General features: G+C 72.8%; 14 protein-coding genes. 2 read left to right on the top strand and 12 right to left on the bottom strand.

The genetic code is table 11. The features are described from left to right. Positions 1–29: 29 nt before the first annotated feature. Positions 30–824, bottom strand: a complete 795-nt coding sequence (locus DAI20_RS15825) for an aldo/keto reductase (protein ID WP_168927698.1) — start codon at positions 822–824, stop codon at positions 30–32. A gap of 77 nt (positions 825–901) precedes the next feature. After that, complete coding sequence (locus DAI20_RS15830) at positions 902–4,021, bottom strand: hypothetical protein (protein ID WP_159085092.1); 3,120 nt, start codon at positions 4,019–4,021, stop codon at positions 902–904. A 101-nt stretch (positions 4,022–4,122) separates the two neighbouring features. Between DAI20_RS15830 and DAI20_RS15835 the strand changes: the two genes are divergently transcribed. Continuing rightward, the gene (locus tag DAI20_RS15835; protein ID WP_108252542.1) at positions 4,123–4,779 is read left to right on the top strand and encodes an FMN-dependent NADH-azoreductase; all 657 of its coding nucleotides are present in this window, start codon (positions 4,123–4,125) and stop codon (positions 4,777–4,779) included. A gap of 67 nt (positions 4,780–4,846) precedes the next feature. Next, entirely contained in the window at positions 4,847–5,914 is a 1,068-nt protein-coding gene (locus tag DAI20_RS15840) for an ATP-dependent DNA ligase (protein WP_108252544.1), read from the top strand. On the opposite strand, the gene DAI20_RS15845 is transcribed toward DAI20_RS15840, so the two are convergent. From DAI20_RS15845 to DAI20_RS15890, 10 genes are all read right to left on the bottom strand, one after another. After that, positions 5,911–6,657 carry a potassium channel family protein gene (locus DAI20_RS15845; RefSeq protein WP_108252546.1) on the bottom strand — a complete coding sequence of 249 codons (747 nt, stop codon included), beginning with the start codon at positions 6,655–6,657 and terminating at the stop codon, positions 5,911–5,913. The two genes, DAI20_RS15840 and DAI20_RS15845, sit on opposite strands and share 4 nt — an antisense overlap. 76 nt (positions 6,658–6,733) lie before the next feature. Beyond that, positions 6,734–7,774: a non-homologous end-joining DNA ligase gene (gene ligD, locus DAI20_RS15850; protein ID WP_108252548.1), complete on the bottom strand. Its 1,041-nt coding sequence runs from the start codon at positions 7,772–7,774 to the stop codon at positions 6,734–6,736. Between the two features lie 55 nt (positions 7,775–7,829). Further along, positions 7,830–9,200: a right-handed parallel beta-helix repeat-containing protein gene (locus DAI20_RS15855; RefSeq protein WP_108252550.1), complete on the bottom strand. Its 1,371-nt coding sequence runs from the start codon at positions 9,198–9,200 to the stop codon at positions 7,830–7,832. Positions 9,201–9,310: 110 nt separating this feature from the next. Continuing rightward, positions 9,311–10,513: an MFS transporter gene (locus DAI20_RS15860; protein ID WP_240606111.1), complete on the bottom strand. Its 1,203-nt coding sequence runs from the start codon at positions 10,511–10,513 to the stop codon at positions 9,311–9,313. 71 nt (positions 10,514–10,584) lie between these two features. Further along, entirely contained in the window at positions 10,585–11,430 is an 846-nt protein-coding gene (locus tag DAI20_RS15865; protein WP_108252552.1) for a transglutaminase family protein, read from the bottom strand. Beyond that, positions 11,427–12,356: an alpha-E domain-containing protein gene (locus DAI20_RS15870; protein WP_108252554.1), complete on the bottom strand. Its 930-nt coding sequence runs from the start codon at positions 12,354–12,356 to the stop codon at positions 11,427–11,429. The genes DAI20_RS15865 and DAI20_RS15870 overlap by 4 nt, the downstream gene beginning before the upstream one ends. Beyond that, positions 12,356–14,032 (bottom strand): circularly permuted type 2 ATP-grasp protein, encoded by a 1,677-nt coding sequence (locus DAI20_RS15875; RefSeq protein ID WP_108252556.1) that lies wholly within the window; start codon positions 14,030–14,032, stop codon positions 12,356–12,358. The genes DAI20_RS15870 and DAI20_RS15875 overlap by 1 nt, the downstream gene beginning before the upstream one ends. Positions 14,033–14,089: 57 nt before the next feature. Then, complete coding sequence (locus DAI20_RS18610; protein ID WP_159085093.1) at positions 14,090–14,347, bottom strand: TfoX/Sxy family DNA transformation protein; 258 nt, start codon at positions 14,345–14,347, stop codon at positions 14,090–14,092. A 193-nt stretch (positions 14,348–14,540) separates the two neighbouring features. After that, entirely contained in the window at positions 14,541–15,548 is a 1,008-nt protein-coding gene (locus tag DAI20_RS15885; protein WP_108252560.1) for a zinc-binding metallopeptidase family protein, read from the bottom strand. A gap of 401 nt (positions 15,549–15,949) precedes the next feature. Continuing rightward, a partial coding sequence (locus DAI20_RS15890; RefSeq protein ID WP_159085094.1) for an HNH endonuclease signature motif containing protein occupies positions 15,950–16,640 on the bottom strand: 691 nt, incomplete at its 5' end.

Below are 16,640 nucleotides of genomic sequence, written 5' to 3' on the forward strand. Positions count from 1 at the left end.
CCGCGCGCCCGGTTCCCGTCACCACCGGCTCACGCGGACTGCGAGAGCCCGTCGATGGCCGCGACCTCGTCCGCCGTGAGCTCGATCCGGGCGCCGGCCGCGTTCGCGACGATGCGCTCGCGCCTCGTCGACTTCGGGATCACGACGAAGCCGTGCGCGACGTGCCAGGCCACGATCACCTGGGCCGGCCCGGCCTCGTGCGCCTCGGCGATGGACACGAGCGTCGGGTCGTCGAGGTTGCTCGCCTTGAACGGGCTGTAGCCCTCGAGCACGGTCCCCCGCTCGCGCAGCCCGTCCACGAAGGCGGGGTCGTAGAGCGTCGGTCCCCAGCGCACCTGGTTCACGGCGGGCGCGACGCCGGTGGCCGCGATGAGCTCGTCGATCTGCTCGAGCGAGTAGTTGCTGACGCCGATCGAGGACGCGAGGCCCTCGTCGCGCGCCTTCACGAACTCCGCCCACGCCTCGGGGGTCGCCTGCTTGTTCGGCGGCCAGTGCACGAGCCACAGGTCGACGTGGTCCAGGCCGAGCTTGCCGAGGCTCTCCTCGAGCGTGGCCCGCTCGTGGCCGACGTTGTCCGGCGGCATCTTCGTGGTCACGAAGATCTCGTCGCGGGGAAGGGCCGCCGCCGCAAGGGCCCTGCCGATGCCCGCCTCGTTCTCGTAGCCCGTGGCCGTGTCGATGTGCCGGTACCCGGCCTCGAGGGCGATGCCCACGGCCTCGGGCGCCTCGTCGTCGGGGATCTGCCAGGTGCCGAAGCCCAGCAGCGGCATGTCGCCGCCGGGCAGGCTCGCGGCCGGGGTCGCGTACGTGTCGGAAGAGGTCATGCACCCGTTCTACGCCTCGCGAGTGACGCATGCGCGTATGCCGCGACCTGCCGGACCCCACGGGCCGCCCGCCCGGCTCAGTCCGCGTACCAGCGGCGCACGACGTCGAGCTGCTCCCGGTTCTCCGCGCTCCCGAGCTCCGCACGCAGCACCAGCTGGGAGCGCTCGGCGAGGGTCCAGCCGAGCGGGGCCTCGCTGCCGGGGCGCGCCCGGGGGTGGATGTCCGCGGGCGCCGCGTCGGCGACGTCCCGGGCGTCCTCTCCCCCCGGATCCTCCCCCGCCGCCGCGCCGGGGCACGCCGCGCGCACATCGGCGAAGGACCTGCTGAGGGCGATCAGCGCCTCCTGCTGCGCGGTACCGTCCTGTGCCCGGGTCACGCTGCTGGTCTCGCCGGCCGGCCCGATCAGCCGGAACGACCAGCCGCCCGGGTCGCGGACGCCGTGCGACGCGAACTCGTTGTCGAGCAGGAGCAGCCGCGGCGCTATGCACCGCCCCGCCGCCTCTGCGCCCGCGTTGAAGCCGCGGACCGCCGGTTCGAGGTCCGACCAGACCTCCTCCACGGCGTCCGCGCCCGAGTTCTCCAGCAGTCCGCCGTCGAGCACGTAGCTGTGCGCCTCGCCGTCGAGGCAGCTCGTCATGCCTCCCGCCGGGGTGATGTACGGCGCGCGGGCCGACAGCAGGGCCGCCGTGGAGAGCCGGATGTCCCTCGCTCCGGCGGCGTCCGGAACGCGGGGGCAGGACCAGGCGAAGGCGTCCTTCGTCGCGGCGAGCACGCCGTCCGGCGGCCGGTCGGCCGGGTCCTCGGGCGTGCCGACGAACTGGCCCGGGGTGAGGCAGTCGGTGCCCGCGGTCGTGCTCGGCTCGACCCCCGCCGCCGTGGACACGGCCATGCGGCAGCCGTCCTCGACCGATGTGGCCCCGAACAGCAGCAGCGGGAATCGGGCCCTGCCGTCCTCGTCCATCCCGGAGGCGACGAAACCGTCGTCGATGCCGGGGTTCCGGGTGCTGAACGCCCGTTCGAGACTACTCGCGCGGTCCTGGCCGGGGACCGGCAGGCGGAGCACGGTGTTCGGCAGGTCGCGGAACACGGCCGCCGCGATGGCCGGGGCGACGTAGTCCCCCGCGAAGGACTCGGGCAGCCAGTCGCCGTCGCCGTTCCGGTCCGCCGAGCTCAGCGTGTTGGCCCGGACCATCGCCATGCCGACGCTGCTGCCCGACACCGAGGACACGAGGAACACGCTCTCCGGCGGCAGGTCGCCCGGGCACGCGTCGTCGCCACCCTCCGCGGCGGCGGGGATGCGGACGCCCGCCCCGTAGAGGCACTCCCAGACGATGCTCGTCCAGTACGCCGCGCGAATGCCGCCGCCCTCCGACGCCATCAGCACGAGCGGAACCTCCTGCGCCGCCCCGTCGCCCGCGGGCTGCTGGTCGATCCACTGCCGCAGCGCCTCGGGCAGAGAGCCGTCCTCACCGTTCCCGTCGCCCAGGGAGGGCCGCTCCGCGGCAACGGTCTCGAGCAGCCGGACGTCGTAGTAGGCGGCCTGCCGGTCGATGAAGCTCGCCGCGACGCCGAGCGCCAGGACGATCGCGAGCACCGGAACGCGGCGGAGCCCGAGCAGCGAGAGCGCACCGTGCGCGGGCAGCACGTCGCCGATCAGCACGAGCGCGGTCACGACGACCGCGAGCACGATGCCGCTCACCACGATGGTCGCCACGGTGCCGAGCTCGACCGCCGCGTCGGGGCCGAAGAGGGCGCCGAGCACCGAGAGCACAAGCGCGGCCGCGACCCACGCCGTGAGCACCCCGCGCACGACGGGACGCGGCGGATGGGACGCCCGCAGGTAGACGAACAGCGCGGCCGCGAGCGCCAGGAGCAGCAGGAGCAGCGCCCAGGCGAGCAGCGCGACGATCGACCCGCCGTCGACCCAGAGCGTCACGGCCGCACGGATGCCGGCCAGCGCGAGCGCACCGGGCGGGACCGCGGCGATCACCGGCAGCGCCCCGCGCCCGATCTGCACGTCGCCCTGCGGCGGGAGCGCGTACCCCCGCACGCCGGCGGGGGCGTTCAGCACGAAGAACAGCACCGTCCCGCCGCCGAGTGCGAGGAGCGGGGCGCCCACCGAGTTCCCCGAGGCGAACACGGCGACGCCGACGGCCAGCAGCACCACTCCCACGAGGACGCCGACGAGGATCCCCCGGCCGCTCCACTCGACGGCCTGGGGTGCGCGGCGGTAGGCCGCGAGCGTCGCCCGCCCGCCGATGGCGAGGACGGCGGAGAACACGGCGGCCGCGAGCACGGCCAGCACCGCGGGCAGGCCGTTGTCCACGCCGCGCACGACGACGTCGTCCACCTGCCGCCCGATGTCCCCGGACAGGAGCACCATGATGGCGACGACCCCGGCCACGACCACGAGCTGCCCGCGCAGCACGACCCAGGGGGACAGCCGGCTGTGCCGCCATGGCACCGCCACCGACGACCGCCGCCCGCTCGACGCCGCCGGTCGCGCGGAACGTGACCCCGGCCGAGTGCCGCCGCGCCGCGACTGCACCGTCCTCGACGCGTCCGCCGCGCTCGCCGCCTCCGCAGCCCGCCGGGCGAGCGTCCTCCGCCGCAGGGCCGCGAGCAGCAGGGCGAGGCCGACGAGCGTGAGCGCGACCCACTTCACGACCGAGGCCGCGCCGATCGCCGCGAGGGCGAGGGTGCCGGGGTCGTCGTCCCAGACCAGGGCGGTGCCGAGCGTCTCGGCGACGTCGCCGGCGAGGTACAGCGCTGAGGCGACGACCGACGCGGCGAGCATGGCGCGGACGGCGACGGAGCGCGGCCCGTCCGTCTCGCGGTCGCGGAGGATGCGGGCGAGCAGCACCAGGAGCACGGCGAGCGGCACGGCGAGGAGCAGCAGGTCGACGGCGGTGTAGGCGCCGATCAGCTCGCCCGGCGAGCGCGTGGTGCCGGGTGGGCCCTGCCAGTTGCGCCAGCCGGCGAGCACGGCCGCGGCGGAGTCGGGCCGGAACAGTGCGCCGGGCGAGGCGACCGTGCCGAACCCGCCGGGACGGTCCTGCTCCCCGTGCATCTCCGCGAGCGCGACGTCGAGCCGCTCCAGCACCACGACGGCGATCAGCACCGAAACCGCGAGCAGCCCGGCCACAGCCCGCCGGAGCGGAGGACGGCTTGCCCCCGCCGTCCCCGCTCTGCTCATTCCGCCCCCATGCGCGTTCCTGGCGTCACGCTATTCCCCCGGCCGGGCGGCGACAAGTGCGCCGCGCGGCCGGGGCCGATGCCTCCGCTAGCGTTGGCCGCATGCCTTCCCTGCTGCACCTCGACTCCTCCGCCGACCCGGTCGACTCCCGCTCCCGCGCCGTCACGGCTGCATTCGCCGCGGCCTGGCGCGACGCCGACCCCGCGAACACCGTCGTGCACCGCGACCTGCACCGCGATCCGCTGCCCCACCTGGCCGACGCGTCCCTGCACTGGCCGGTGGCGTTCCGCGGCGAGGTGGCCGCCCCGTTCCGCGCGGCGGAGCGGCTGCAGCGCGAGGTGCTGGACGAGCTGCTCGCGGCGGACGTGCTGCTGGTCGGCGCCCCGCTCTACAACTACTCCCTGCCGTCCTCGCTGAAGGCGTGGGTCGACCACATCCACGTGCCCGGCGTGACCGCGCCCTTCGGCGACGTCGACCGGCCGCTCGCGGGCCGTCCTGCCGTCGTCGTCTCCAGCCGGGGCGGGTCGTACGACGAGGGCACGCCGACCGCGGACTGGGACCACGGCGTCCCCGTGCTGCGGATCATCCTGGGCGAGGCGCTCGGGATGGACGTCTCCGTGATCGCGACCAATCTCACGCTCGCCGAGCGCCTGCCGGGACTCGAGGAGCAGATCCCGCGCAGCCGGCGGGAACTGGCCGAGGCGCACGAGGCGGCCGCCGCGCTCGCCCGCACCCTCTCCGCGTCCGTCCGGGCCTAGCGCGCAGATCGGGGGCACCCGGCGGGCGGACCCGCCACGGCCGGCGAGAATCGGGAAGGATCGCACTATGGATCTCTCGCCCGCCTCCCCCGTGTCCCCGATGCTGGCCAAGGCCGTCTCGGCCGTGCCGGAACCCGGCAGTGTGCCGGGCGGCCTCAGCTACGAGCCCAAGTGGGACGGCTTCCGCGGCATCGTGTACTTCGACGGCGAGACAGTGGAGATCGGCAGCCGCGGCTCCAAGATGCTCACCCGGTACTTCCCCGACCTCGTCGACGCCTTCGCGCGGCTGCTGCCGGGGCCCTGCGTGCTCGACGGCGAGATCATCGTGCGCCGCGGGGAGCCGGGGCACGAGCGGCTCGACTGGGAGGCGCTGTCGCAGCGCATCCACCCCGCCGCGAGCCGCGTGCGGAAGCTGGCGGAGGAGACCCCCGCCGAGTTCGTCGCGTTCGACCTGCTCGCACGCGGCGAGGAGAGCTACCTCGATGCGCCGTTCGCCGAGCGACGGGCGCAGCTCGAGGACCTCGCCGCCGACCTGGCCGCGCCCGTGCACGTGTCCCAGGTGACGACCGACGTCGACCTGGCGCGACGGTGGCTCGTCGAGTTCGAGGGGGCGGGGCTCGACGGGGTCGTCGCCAAGCCGCTCGCGGCGGCGTACGCGCCGGGCAAGCGCATCATGCTGAAGGCGAAGCACCACCGCAGCGCCGACGTCGTCGTGCTCGGGTACCGCGTGCACGCCAGCGGCACGGGCGTCGGTTCCCTGCTGCTCGGCCTCTACGACGACGACGGCGAGCTGCGGGGCGTCGGCGGCGTGTCCGCGTTCAGCGACGCGCGGCGGCGCGAGCTCGTCGACGAGCTCGACCCGCTCGTGGTCCGCGACGAGTCGGGCGAGGCCGTGCGCGGCGAGACCGACCGCAGCCGCTTCTCCTCGAGCAGGGACACCAGCTTCGTGCGGCTGGAGCCCACGCGCGTTGTCGAGGTGCGCTACGACCAGATGGAGGGGATGCGCTTCCGGCACACCGTGCAGTTCGAGCGCTGGCGCCCGGACCGTGAGGCCCGGTCCTGCACCTTCGAGCAGCTCGACCGGCCCATCGCCTACGACCTGAGCCGCGTGCTGGTCCAGGGGGGCCAGGCTTAGGGGATGCGCCCGCCGGACCGGTCGGATCCATCCTTGCCGCCCCGTGCCACGACGAGGCCCCGCAGCTCCGCGATCTCCGCCGAGAGCCGCTCCACGTTGACGCGGGCGTCCGCTCGGGTCTGATCGTCGTCCGCGGAGACCCGCTCGAGGAACCACGACGCGAGCGACGCGGTGATGGTGCCGAGCAGCGCGATGCCGCCGACCATGACGCCGATCGCGATGAAGCGCCCGCCGACGGTGACGGGGGCGAGGTCGCCGTATCCCACGGTGGTGATGGTCACGACGGCCCACCAGAGCGCATCTCCGATCGTGGTGATGCTCGCGCCCGGCACGGTGCGCTCGAGGTCGAGCATCGCGAGGCCGGAGACCACGACGAGCAGCACGGAGGAGCCAATCGCGTAGATGACGATGCGGCCGCGCAGCAGGTCCTCCTGCGCCCGGTCGAACACCCGGAGCACCGAGACGAGCCGCAGCAGCCGCAGCGGGCGGAACACGGGCAGCACGACGACGAGCAGCTCGTGCAGGTGGCGCCAGAACCAGCGACGCCGGTCGGGCGCGAGCACGAGGTTCATGGCGTAGTCGAGCAGGAAGAGACCCCAGATCACCCACATGGCGAGATCCGTCACGAGGAGCGAGCGGCCGCCCGGCTCGATGATCACCTGCCACGCGTAGGCGACGAGGAACAGGGCCGCGGCCGCCGTCAGCGGCCACTCGGCGGCTTTCCGCCACTCGATCTGCGTCATGGTCGCGAGCGTAGCGACCGGCCCTTCGGCGCGACGGCCGAGCGGCAACGGATCGGGCGAGGAATCAGGCGAGGAATCAGAGGTAGTCCTCGGGGGCCTTGTCCTTGCGGGCGCGGCTCGGCTGGACGCGCGGCGGCTCGCCCGGCATCTTCGGGTAGTCCGGCGGAAAGGGCAGCTCGCCGAGCCCGGCGGCCAGGTCCCGCTCCCACCAGCCGAGGAGCACGTCGATGCGGCCCGGCGACGCGTGCATGTCGGCCCAGGGGTCGCCGGTCGTCCGCAGCCGTTCCGGCACGGTGAGCACCGTGAAGGCGCGCGGGTCCGCGGACTCGAGCTCGTCCCAGGTGATCGGGCACGACACGGGCGCATGGGCGAGGGCCCGCGGGCTGTAGGCGCCTGCCATGGTGCGGTCGCGGTTGGCCTGGTTGAAGTCCACGAAGATGCGCTGCCCGCGCTCCTCCTTCCACCACGCCGTGGTCACCTGCTCCGGCATCCGGCGCTCGAGCTCGCGCGCCGCGGCGATGACCGCGTGCCGGACGTCGAGGAACTCGTGGGTCGGCTCGATGGGCGCGAAGACGTGCAGGCCGCGGTTGCCGCTGGTCTTGATGAAGGCGTCGAGCCCCGCCTCGGCGAGCACCCCGCGCAGCTCGAGCGCCGCGGGCACCGCGTCGTCGAAGTCGGTGCCGGGCTGCGGGTCGAGGTCGATGCGCAGCTGATCCGGGAAGTCGGAGGTCTCGGCCCGTGACGGCCACGGGTGGAAGACCACCGTGTTCATCTGCACGGCCCAGACGGCGGCCGCGGCCTCGTCGAGCACGAGCTGTGGATGCGACCGGGAGCTCGGGTAGACGACGGGCACGCTGCGGACGTAGTCCGGGGCGCCCTTCGGCGGGTTCTTGGAGAAGAACTGGTCGCCGTCGATGCCCTCAGAGAACCGCTGGAGCGACAGCGGCCGGTCCCCGTTCGCCGCGAGGAACGCCTCGGACACGGCGACCATGTAGTTCGCCAGGTCGAGCTTGGTTATGCCGAGCTCCGGCCAGAGCACGCGGCTCGGGCTGGAGATGCGCACCTGGCGCTCGCCGGAGGGCCCGGCGACGGGGAGGACGACCGCTTCGCTTGCCATGGAGCCAACCTATCGAGCCGGCCTGGCGGGCGGCGTGCCCGCCCCGTCGGACGGGTCAGCGGCAGGCGATGTTCGACTTGCCGAGCGCCGCCCCGGTCGGGCCGCAGGCCACGGTGTTGCCCGTGGTGCCCGAGGCGACGGAGACCTCGTAGCCCGGGACGCCGGAGACCACGGTGTTGCGGAAGAAGGAGTTGCCGTTGCCCCAGCCCGGGATGGTGCGGTGCACCTGGAAGGCGTCGAGCTTGGTGCGGGAGCCAGAGTTGCCCTCGATGCGCCAGCCGTTGCCCTTCACGTCCACCCAGGAGTCGGCGAAGTGGATGCCGGAAAAGCCGGCGTTCTGGAAGACGTTGCCCGCGATGGTGCCGCCCGTGGTGCCCTCCTTGATGTCGATGCCCTCGGCGGTGGTGTTGACGATCCGGTTGTTCAGGATCTGCACCCGGTCGGAGCGGTCCGGCACGGAGGAGGAGCCCATGATCTTGCTCCAGTTGCTGTTGGCGCTGCCCACGTAGACGCCCTCGCCGTAGTCCGGCGTGCTGAGTCCGACGTCGTGGATGACCGAGTCCCGCAGGATTCCGTCGGAGCTGTTGGTGCGGAAGTGCACCGCCTCGGTTCCGGTGCTGCCCACGTCGACGCCCGAGATGAACGCGTGATTGGCGCCGTCGAGCACGATGCCCTTGCCGGACCGCGTGACGGACAGGCCGACGATGCGCCAGCGGTCCCCGGTCACGTGGAGGCCGTAGCCGGACGAGAGGGTGCCGGTGGTGAGCACGGCCCTGCGCGAGCCGGTGAGCGTGATGGGCGCCGCCGCGGTGCCCGAGGCGGCCGCGACGAACGCGCCGGTGTAGGTGCCGTCCGCGAGCGCGATGGTCGTGCCCGGCGTCGCGGCCTTGAGCGCCGCCTTCAGCTGGGTGGCGGTGGACACGGAGACCGTGCGGCCGGACGGGACGGGCGCCGTCGGGGACGCGGGCTTCGGTGCAGCCGTGGGCGCCGGTGCAGCCGTGGGCGCCGCGCTCGGCTTCGGCGCCGCCGTGGGCGCCGGTGCCGGTGCCGGTGCCGGGGCCGAGCTTCCGGCCGCTCGCACGGTGAACGCGCGCTCGTACTCGTTACGCTCGTCCGACCCCCAGCGCGCGCTGAGCTCGTGCTTTCCCGCAGTGGTTGTGACGGTCCAGCTGTAGGGGGCCGTCCTGTCCTGCCCGAGGTACACGCCGTCGAGCTTGAACTTCACGGCGACCCCGGCCGGAGCGGCCACCCGAAGGGTGAAGGATCCGCTCGCCTGGGTGGAGCCGGCGAGCGCAGAGCCGTTCACCGTGACCGGATCGGCCGCCGCGTGAGCGGCCGCCGGCATCGTCAGCAGCGAGGCGAGGACGCCGATCGCCCCCGCGGTCGCGAGAAAAGGGCTCGATTTCGAGCGCGCGAAAGTACCCATGATGTATCCCCCCGGATTGAACGGCCGCACCCCCGTGGGCCGTGCAAGCACCATACCCAGAGCGCGCGCCGCCACCTAGCCGGGCGGTGGCCCCAGAGGGGGGCACGAGACTACGCGGGCCGCCTCGACGACCGCGGCAGCCGGAGCGAGAACAGCGCCGCGGCCGCGAGCAGCACGACGGCGGAGCCGAACGCCGCCGGGTAGGAGAACGCGTCGAGGAGCAGGCCGGCCGCGAGCGGACCGACGATGGCCCCGAGGTCGGAGAAGCCCTGGAACACGGCGACGGGCTGGCCGCCGCGCCCACCCGCCGCGTCGCCCACGAGGGCGGCGGGCGCCGTGCCCATGAAGGCCGCGGCGACGCCGTACGCGCAGAGCAGCGCTACGAGGATCCACACGTCCGTGGTGAACGCCATGCCGAGCATGGCGAGGGCAGCGACGGCGTAGGCGCCCGCGATGGCGGGGCGCCGCCCGACCGTGTCGACGAACCGGCCCGCCGGTCCGAGCGCGAGGGTCTGCACGACCGCGGAGACCGCGAAGGCGATGCCCGTCCACGTCGGCTCCCGGTGCAGGACCTCGACCACGAGCACGGGCACGAGGGCGGTGCGCACGCCCTGGCCCGCCCAGCCCTGGGCGAGGTTGGCGAGGCACGCCACCTGGAACCGGGCGTCGCGCAGCACGGTGCGGAGCGGGGTGGGCGGTGCCGCGCCGCCGGCGGCGGCCCGGTCCGCGGGCTGCAGCAGCACGAGCCCGATCGCCCCGGCGACCACGAGCGTGCCGGCGTAGAAGAAGAACGGCGCCGTGAGGGACACGGCGGAGAGGATGCCGCCGACTGCGGGGCCGGCCATGCCGCCGACGAGGAAGCCGCCCTGGTAGAAGCCGAGGCTGCGGCCGCGCAGCCGCTCGGGTGTCGAGCCGAGGAGCAGCGTCATGGCGGCGACGCTGAACATCGCGGAGCCGATGCCGCCGGCCCCGCGCAGCAGGAGCACCTGCGGATAGGTGGTCGCCAGTCCCACGAGGCCGCTGGAGATCGCGACGATGCCGATGCCCGCCGCGAGGACGGTGTGGTCGCCCGCGACGGTGAGCAGGCGGCCGACGAACGGGTTGGCGACCAGGCGCATCACCGCGAACGCCGACACCACCGCGCCGACCTCGACGTAGCCGACGCCGAAGCTGCGCACGTAGACCGGCAGCACGGGCACGACGACGCCGAAGCCCAGCATCACGAAGAACGCGACGGCCCCGAGAACGACAACGTCGCGCGGCAGCCGGTCCGCCGTTCCGCTGCGGCGGAGGAGCGGACGGGGGCGGGGCACCCGTCGAGGCTACTGCCCCGCGCTGCTCCTGCCCGACGGCGCTTCGGTCGGCCGCTCCCCCGCGACCGCGATCACGCGACCCGGGTGATCTCCACGGAGACCTTCAGGTCCGACGCGCGCGGCCCGGCGTAGACGCCGTGCAGGGGCGGGACGTCGGAGTAGTCGCGGCCGGCGCCGACGAGCACGTGCCGGTCGGCGATGTCGATGAGGTTGGTCGGGTCGTAGCCGGTCCACTGGCCGCAGAACCACTCGACCCACGCGTGCGACTCGCCCTTGACGCTCTCGCCCACGACCGGCTCGCGCTTGGGGTGCAGGTAGCCGGAGACGTACCGGGCGGGGATGCCCGCCGAGCGGAGGGCGCCGAGCGCGATGTGCGTGATGTCCTGGCAGACGCCCTTCTTCTCCGCCCACGCCTCGGCCGCGGTGGAGTGCACCCCCGTGACGCCCTGCATGTACTCCATCGACTCGCCCACCGTCCGGGCGATGGCCGTCGCCGTCTCGCATGGGCTGAGTCCCTGAGCCACGATCTCCTCCGCGAGCCGGGCCACGTCCTCGGTCGGCTCGGTCAGGCGGGTCTGGCCCAGCTGCTCGATGAGCTCCATCTCGTTCGAGGCCCGGGACCGCAGCTCCTCCCAGGAGATGGCATGCCCCGCGTGCTCCTTGGGACGCGCCTCGACGAGGGTCGTCGAGGACACCGAGAGCGACCGGTGCGGCGTGATGACCTCGAACGCCGTCACCCGGGTGCCCCAGTAGTCGGTGTAGTCGTGCAGGGACGCGGACGGCTCCACCTGCAGCGTCGACGACAGCACCAGCTGCGAGTCCGAGCTGACGGGGCGCATCCGCGCCTCGTTGTACGACGCCGAGACGTCCGCCGCATAGGTGAAGGCTGTCGTGTGGCGGATGCGCAGTCGGTTCACAGCGTGTCTCCGATCCAGATGGGGGCGGCGTCCTTGGGGAAGTAGCGGTGCCGGATGGCCTCGCTGGCGGCGCTGGTCGCCTCCTGCACGGTGTCCATGTGGTACGGCAGGTCGTCGAGCGTCTCCGCGATGGGCCGGTACTCGAGCTGGCTGCGCACCTGGCCGAGCACGCGCTGGGCCTGGTCGGGCACGCCCGCGCGGCCGAAGCTGGGCGCGAGGTCGCGCAGGCACTGCTCCGCCCGGCCGATCGAGTACACGACCGACCGTGGGAACAGCCGGTCGAGCAGGAGGAACTCCGCGGCGTTCAGCGCCGACGGGACGCCCCGGTAGGTGCGCAGGTATGGCTCGTATGCGCCGCAGGAGCGCAGGATCGTGGTCCACGATGGCCCCGACGCCTCCGTCAGCGACCGGGTCGCGAGAAGGCGCGCGGTCATGTCCGCGCGCTCGATGCTGCGGCCGAGGGTCAGAAAGTGCCAGGCCTCGTCGCGACTGCTGCCGGACTCGATGATGCCGACCGCGAGGGCCGCGCGCTCGCGCACCCAGCGGAAGAAGTCGTGCTCCTTGTCCGCGGTCAGGCGCCGCGGCATCCTGGCCCGGGTCGTGTTCAGGCACTCCCACAACTCGGTGGGCACGATCTCCCGGGCGCGCCTGGCGTTCTCCCGGGCGGCGCCGAGCGAGTAGGCGATGGACGCGGAGTGGTGGCGGTCCACCGCGAGGATCGCGAGGACGTCGCGCCTGGTCAGGGTGGGCTTGTCAACGTCCGCGCTGCCCATGACCGAGAGCAGCGATCTGCAGGCCGAGTCCTCGTCGATCCACGGGTCCTCGAGCAGCAGTTGCAGGTGCACGTCGAGGATGCGCGCGGTGCCGTCGGAGCGCTCGATGTAGCGTCCGATCCAGAACAGCGACTCTGCGATGCGCGAGAGCATCAGCGCTCCTCTCCCTGCTGCCGCTGCTGGTGTTGCTGCTGCTGTTGCTGCTGTTGCTGTTCGCCCTGGGGGTCGTCCTGCGGGGCGACGTCCGGCGCGTGCTGACGGTCGTAGACGATCGGGATGGAGCGGGTGGTCGCCTGCTCGCCCACCACGGCGGGCACGTCGCGACCGTCGAGCGTGCTCGGCGCCGACCCCGGCTCCTGCCCGACCACCCAGGTGTCCTTCGATCCGCCGCCCTGGCTGGAGTTCACGACCAGTTGACCCTCGGGCAGCGCGACTCGGGTCAGGCCGCCCGGCAGCACCCAGATGTCGGTGCCGTCGTTCACGGCGAACGGGCGGAGGTCGACGTGCCGCGGGCGCATGCCGTCCTCGACGAGCGTCGGGATGGTCGACAGCTGCACGACCGGCTGCGCGATCCAGCCGCGCGGGTCGTCGAGGAGGCGCGAGCGGAGGGCGTCGAGCTCGGCCGGCGTCGCGTCCGGGCCCATCACGAGCCCCTTGCCGCCGGAGCCGTCGACCGGCTTCACGACGAGCTCATCGAGCCGGTCGAGCACCTCCTCGAGCGCACCCGGGTCCTCGAGCCGCCACGTGTCGACGTTCTTCAGCAGGGGTTCCTCCGCCAGGTAGTAGCGGATGAGGTCGGGGATGTAGGTGTACATCAGCTTGTCGTCCGCGACGCCGTTGCCGACCGCGTTCGCGATGGTGACGTTGCCGAGCCGGGCGGCGAGCATGAGTCCGGGCGAGCCGAGCAGCGAGTCCTTGCGGAACTGCATCGGATCGAGGAACTCGTCGTCCACGCGCCGGTAGATGACGTCGACGCGGGTCGGGCCCGCGGTCGTGCGCATCCAGACGCGGCCGCCGGAGCAGTAGAGGTCGCGGCCCTCGACGAGCTCGACGCCCATCAGCCGGGCCAGCAGGGTGTGCTCGTAGTAGGCGGAGTTGTAGACGCCCGGCGTGAGCACGACCACCGTCGGGTCGTCGACGCCCGCGGGCGCGCTCGCCCGCAGCGCACCCAGAAGGCGGTTCGGGTACTCCCCCACGGGCCGCACCCGCATCGACACGAAGAGCTCGGGAAGGGTCTGGGCCATGACGCGGCGGTTCGAGATGACGTAGCTCACGCCGCTCGGCACGCGCACGTTGTCCTCGAGCACCCGCCAGGCGCCGTTCTCATCGCGGATCAGGTCGATGCCCGACACCTGGATGCGCACGCCGTTGGCGCTCTCGATGCCGGCCGCCTGCCGGTGGAAGTGCTTCGACGACGTGATGAGCGACGCGGGAAGCACGCCGTCGCGCACCGCGTTGCGCGGGCCGTAGACGTCGGCGAGCAACGCCTCGAGCGCGCGGACGCGCTGCTTGATGCCCGCCTCGACGCCGGTCCACTCGTCGCGGGGGATGACGCGGGGCACGGCGTCGATGGGGAACGGCCGCTCCTCACCCGCGAAGTCAAAGGTGACGCCCTGGGTGAGGTAGGAGTTGGCGAGCGCCTCGGTGCGGCCGCGGAGCTCGTCCTGGGTCATCTCGGAGAGCGCCGAGTACAGCTCCCGGTACGGGGAACGCACGCCGACCTCGGCGGACAGGTTCGGCTCCTGGAACATCTCGTCCCACGGGCTCGCCCCCCGGCGGCCTGCTCCGTGCTGCAGCGTGGAGCCGTATCCGTTGAAGAGGTCACCCATGAAGCGAGCATAACCACGGGCGTATTGCGGCGATGTTTCGTGGATCGGGGGCGCCGGTCAGGAGCCGTGCCGGTACCACTCGTCGCGCAGGCGCTGCCGGTGCTCGGGCTCGAGGGTGAACCAGCGGACGCCCACGATCGCCCCCTCGAGCGCCATCAGGGCGCTCAGGCAATCGTGCAGGCCGCGCTCCTCCATGCGGCGGCAGGCCTCGATCGAGCCCACCTCGCGCAGGTCCTCGATGCTGGCGATGCCGACGGCGCGGAGGTCGGTCGCGAGGTGCGGACCGATGTTCTCGCTGTCCTCGAGCGTTGCCACAGCACTCATGGTCCCCCACTCGGCGGGACCACCGCGACCCCTGTGTTCGCCGGGATTTCCGTACCCGCCGAATCGCCCGTGCTCGCCGACCTGCCCGTACTGGCCGACGTTCCCGTACTGGCCGAATCGGTCGGACCCGTCAAACCACCCCGACTCGCCGCGATCCGCGCGCTCCTCCGGGTCACGCGACGGATCAGGCGACCGCATCCCTCACCAGCTCGTGCACGTAGTCGAGCTTGCGGGCGATCTCGGCCGTGATGACGAAGGGGTACAGGTCGTCCTTGCCCATCGAGCGGTTCACCGAGTTGAGGGCGAGCGTGAAGCCGTGCCAGCGGCCGAGCACCTCGGACATGGAGAGTTCCGCGACGTCGGTCGCACCGGACGCATGGATGCTGCCGGCGAGCGGCTCCGGCACGCCGTGCGGGCCCGCGACGTGAATGCCGACCGCGGCCGCGGTCTCCAGCGCATCGGCGATGTGCAGGTAGTGCGCGAAGCTCTCGGCGAAGTCTTCCCAGGGGTGGGTGGTCGCGTAGTGCGAGATGTGGGTCAGCGCCCAGTCCTCGTCCGCGCCGTCGCCGTAGTGGGCGTCGAGCGCCTTGCCGTAGTCCTGGCGCTCGTCGCCGAAGAGGCGGCGGAACGAGTCGAGCGGCGCCTTGCCGTCCACGAGCACCTGCCAGTAGTAGTGGCCGATCTCGTGCCGCACGTGGCCGAGCATGGTCCGGTACGGCTCGCCGAGCTGAATCCGCAGGCCCTCGCGGTGCGGGTCGTTCGACTCGGACAGGTTGATGGTGATCACCCCGTCCGCGTGACCGGTGAGCACCTGCTCGCCGTTCCTGGGCGCGAGCATCTCGAACGCGAGACCCGTACCGCCGCGCCGGGGATCGATCGGCAGGGTCAGGTGAAGCAGCTGGCGGATGAGCCGGCGCTTGGCGAACTCCGCCACGGTGAGCTGGCTCATCGCCAACGGGTCGTCGCCCTCGGGGCGGGCCGTGGTGAGGGCGCAGGAGCGGCAGGGCGAGCCGTAACCCGGGGACACCCAGTTGCAGCCGATGCCCACCCGGTACACGCAGAGGCTGCGGCCCTCCGCGAGCACGATCTCGTCGGTCTCAGGGTCGTACGCGAGCTCAGCGCCGCACTGCAGGCACCCCTTGTCCTCGAACTCGACCCAGGTGACGCTCTGGGGACATGCGAAAACGCGCACGGAATCCCTTCCTTCTCGATCGCCGCGACCGGAAAGGACGCCCTGCCATCCTGACAGCGCCCGCCCCCCGCTGCGTCCGCGCGCCCCGTCACCGCGGTACCGCCTCCCCCGTCGGTTGCTGAGCCAGCACGGTCGCTGAGCTTGTCGAAGCGGCGTGAGGTGCGTTGCGTCCCTTCGACGGGCTCAGGGACCGAGAGGGGTGCCGCCGATCGGCGCCGGTCGTTTCCGAGAGCTTCGCGAGCAGCGACTGCATGCGGATCGCCGGGCTCTCGAAGCGAGCCCGCCTTCCCTGCATACGGTCGCTGAGCTTGTCGAAGCGACGTGAGGGGCGTCGCGTCCCTTCGACAGGCTCAGGGACCGTGGGGTCAGCGAGCCCGTCACTGGTCGCGGTGAGAGCATCATCAGGTGCCGAGTGGGGCAGGGTCCGGCGCGCCCTCGCGGGCTGGCGGTCGGAGGCGGTGTCGGCGGGCGTTCCAGTCCTGGACGGCTCTGCTCTTCGTCGCCAGGTGCCGAGGTTCGCGCGTCGGGCTGATCGACCTGGGCGGAATGAGGGTGTACTGCCCGCCGGTTCGGCGGATGTCCCAGCCGTTGTTGTGGAGCAGTAGGTGGTGGTGCTTGCAGAGCAGGACGCCGTCGGCGATGTCGGTCTTGCCGTGGTCTCGTTTCCACTGGTTGATGTGGTGGGCCTCGCACCAGGATGGTGGTCGGTCGCAGCCGGGCCACATGCACCCGCCGTCCCTTACCGCGAGTCCGATGCGCTGGCGGGCGGTGAAGAGGCGCTGTTCGCGACCGACGTTGACGCACTGGCCGTCGTCGTCTAGGACCACCGCCACCGTTCCGGATGAGCAGACCTCTCGGCGGATCGTCCCGATGCTCACTGCTTCGCCGGTGTCCTGGATCGATCCGTGGCCTTCGCCGGAGTCGAGGCTCTCCTTCGTCACGATCACCCGGACCGCGGGTCGCCTGGACCCGTACACCTGTCCCGGGTCTGCGTCCGCTCCGATGCGCAACAGCTCGAGGAATCCGTCGGCGGCGAGGCGGTCGGTGGATCGCGGGTCGTTGACGATCGCGTCGATCCGTGCCCGGTCCTCC

Origin of the sequence: Planctomonas deserti, from assembly GCF_003067705.1 — a bacterium.
Taxonomy (GTDB): domain Bacteria; phylum Actinomycetota; class Actinomycetes; order Actinomycetales; family Microbacteriaceae; genus Planctomonas; species Planctomonas deserti.

Coding starts and splice junctions, on each gene's coding strand:
- DAI20_RS15830 (WP_159085092.1), bottom strand. CDS start 4,021: ATGAGCAGAGCGGGGACGGCGGGGGCAAGCCGTCCTCCGCTCCGGCGG.
- DAI20_RS15835 (WP_108252542.1), top strand. CDS start 4,123: ATGCCTTCCCTGCTGCACCTCGACTCCTCCGCCGACCCGGTCGACTCC.
- DAI20_RS15855 (WP_108252550.1), bottom strand. CDS start 9,200: ATGGGTACTTTCGCGCGCTCGAAATCGAGCCCTTTTCTCGCGACCGCG.
- DAI20_RS15840 (WP_108252544.1), top strand. CDS start 4,847: ATGGATCTCTCGCCCGCCTCCCCCGTGTCCCCGATGCTGGCCAAGGCC.
- DAI20_RS15875 (WP_108252556.1), bottom strand. CDS start 14,032: ATGGGTGACCTCTTCAACGGATACGGCTCCACGCTGCAGCACGGAGCA.
- ligD (WP_108252548.1), bottom strand. CDS start 7,774: ATGGCAAGCGAAGCGGTCGTCCTCCCCGTCGCCGGGCCCTCCGGCGAG.
- DAI20_RS15825 (WP_168927698.1), bottom strand. CDS start 824: ATGACCTCTTCCGACACGTACGCGACCCCGGCCGCGAGCCTGCCCGGC.
- DAI20_RS15870 (WP_108252554.1), bottom strand. CDS start 12,356: ATGCTCTCGCGCATCGCAGAGTCGCTGTTCTGGATCGGACGCTACATC.
- DAI20_RS15845 (WP_108252546.1), bottom strand. CDS start 6,657: ATGACGCAGATCGAGTGGCGGAAAGCCGCCGAGTGGCCGCTGACGGCG.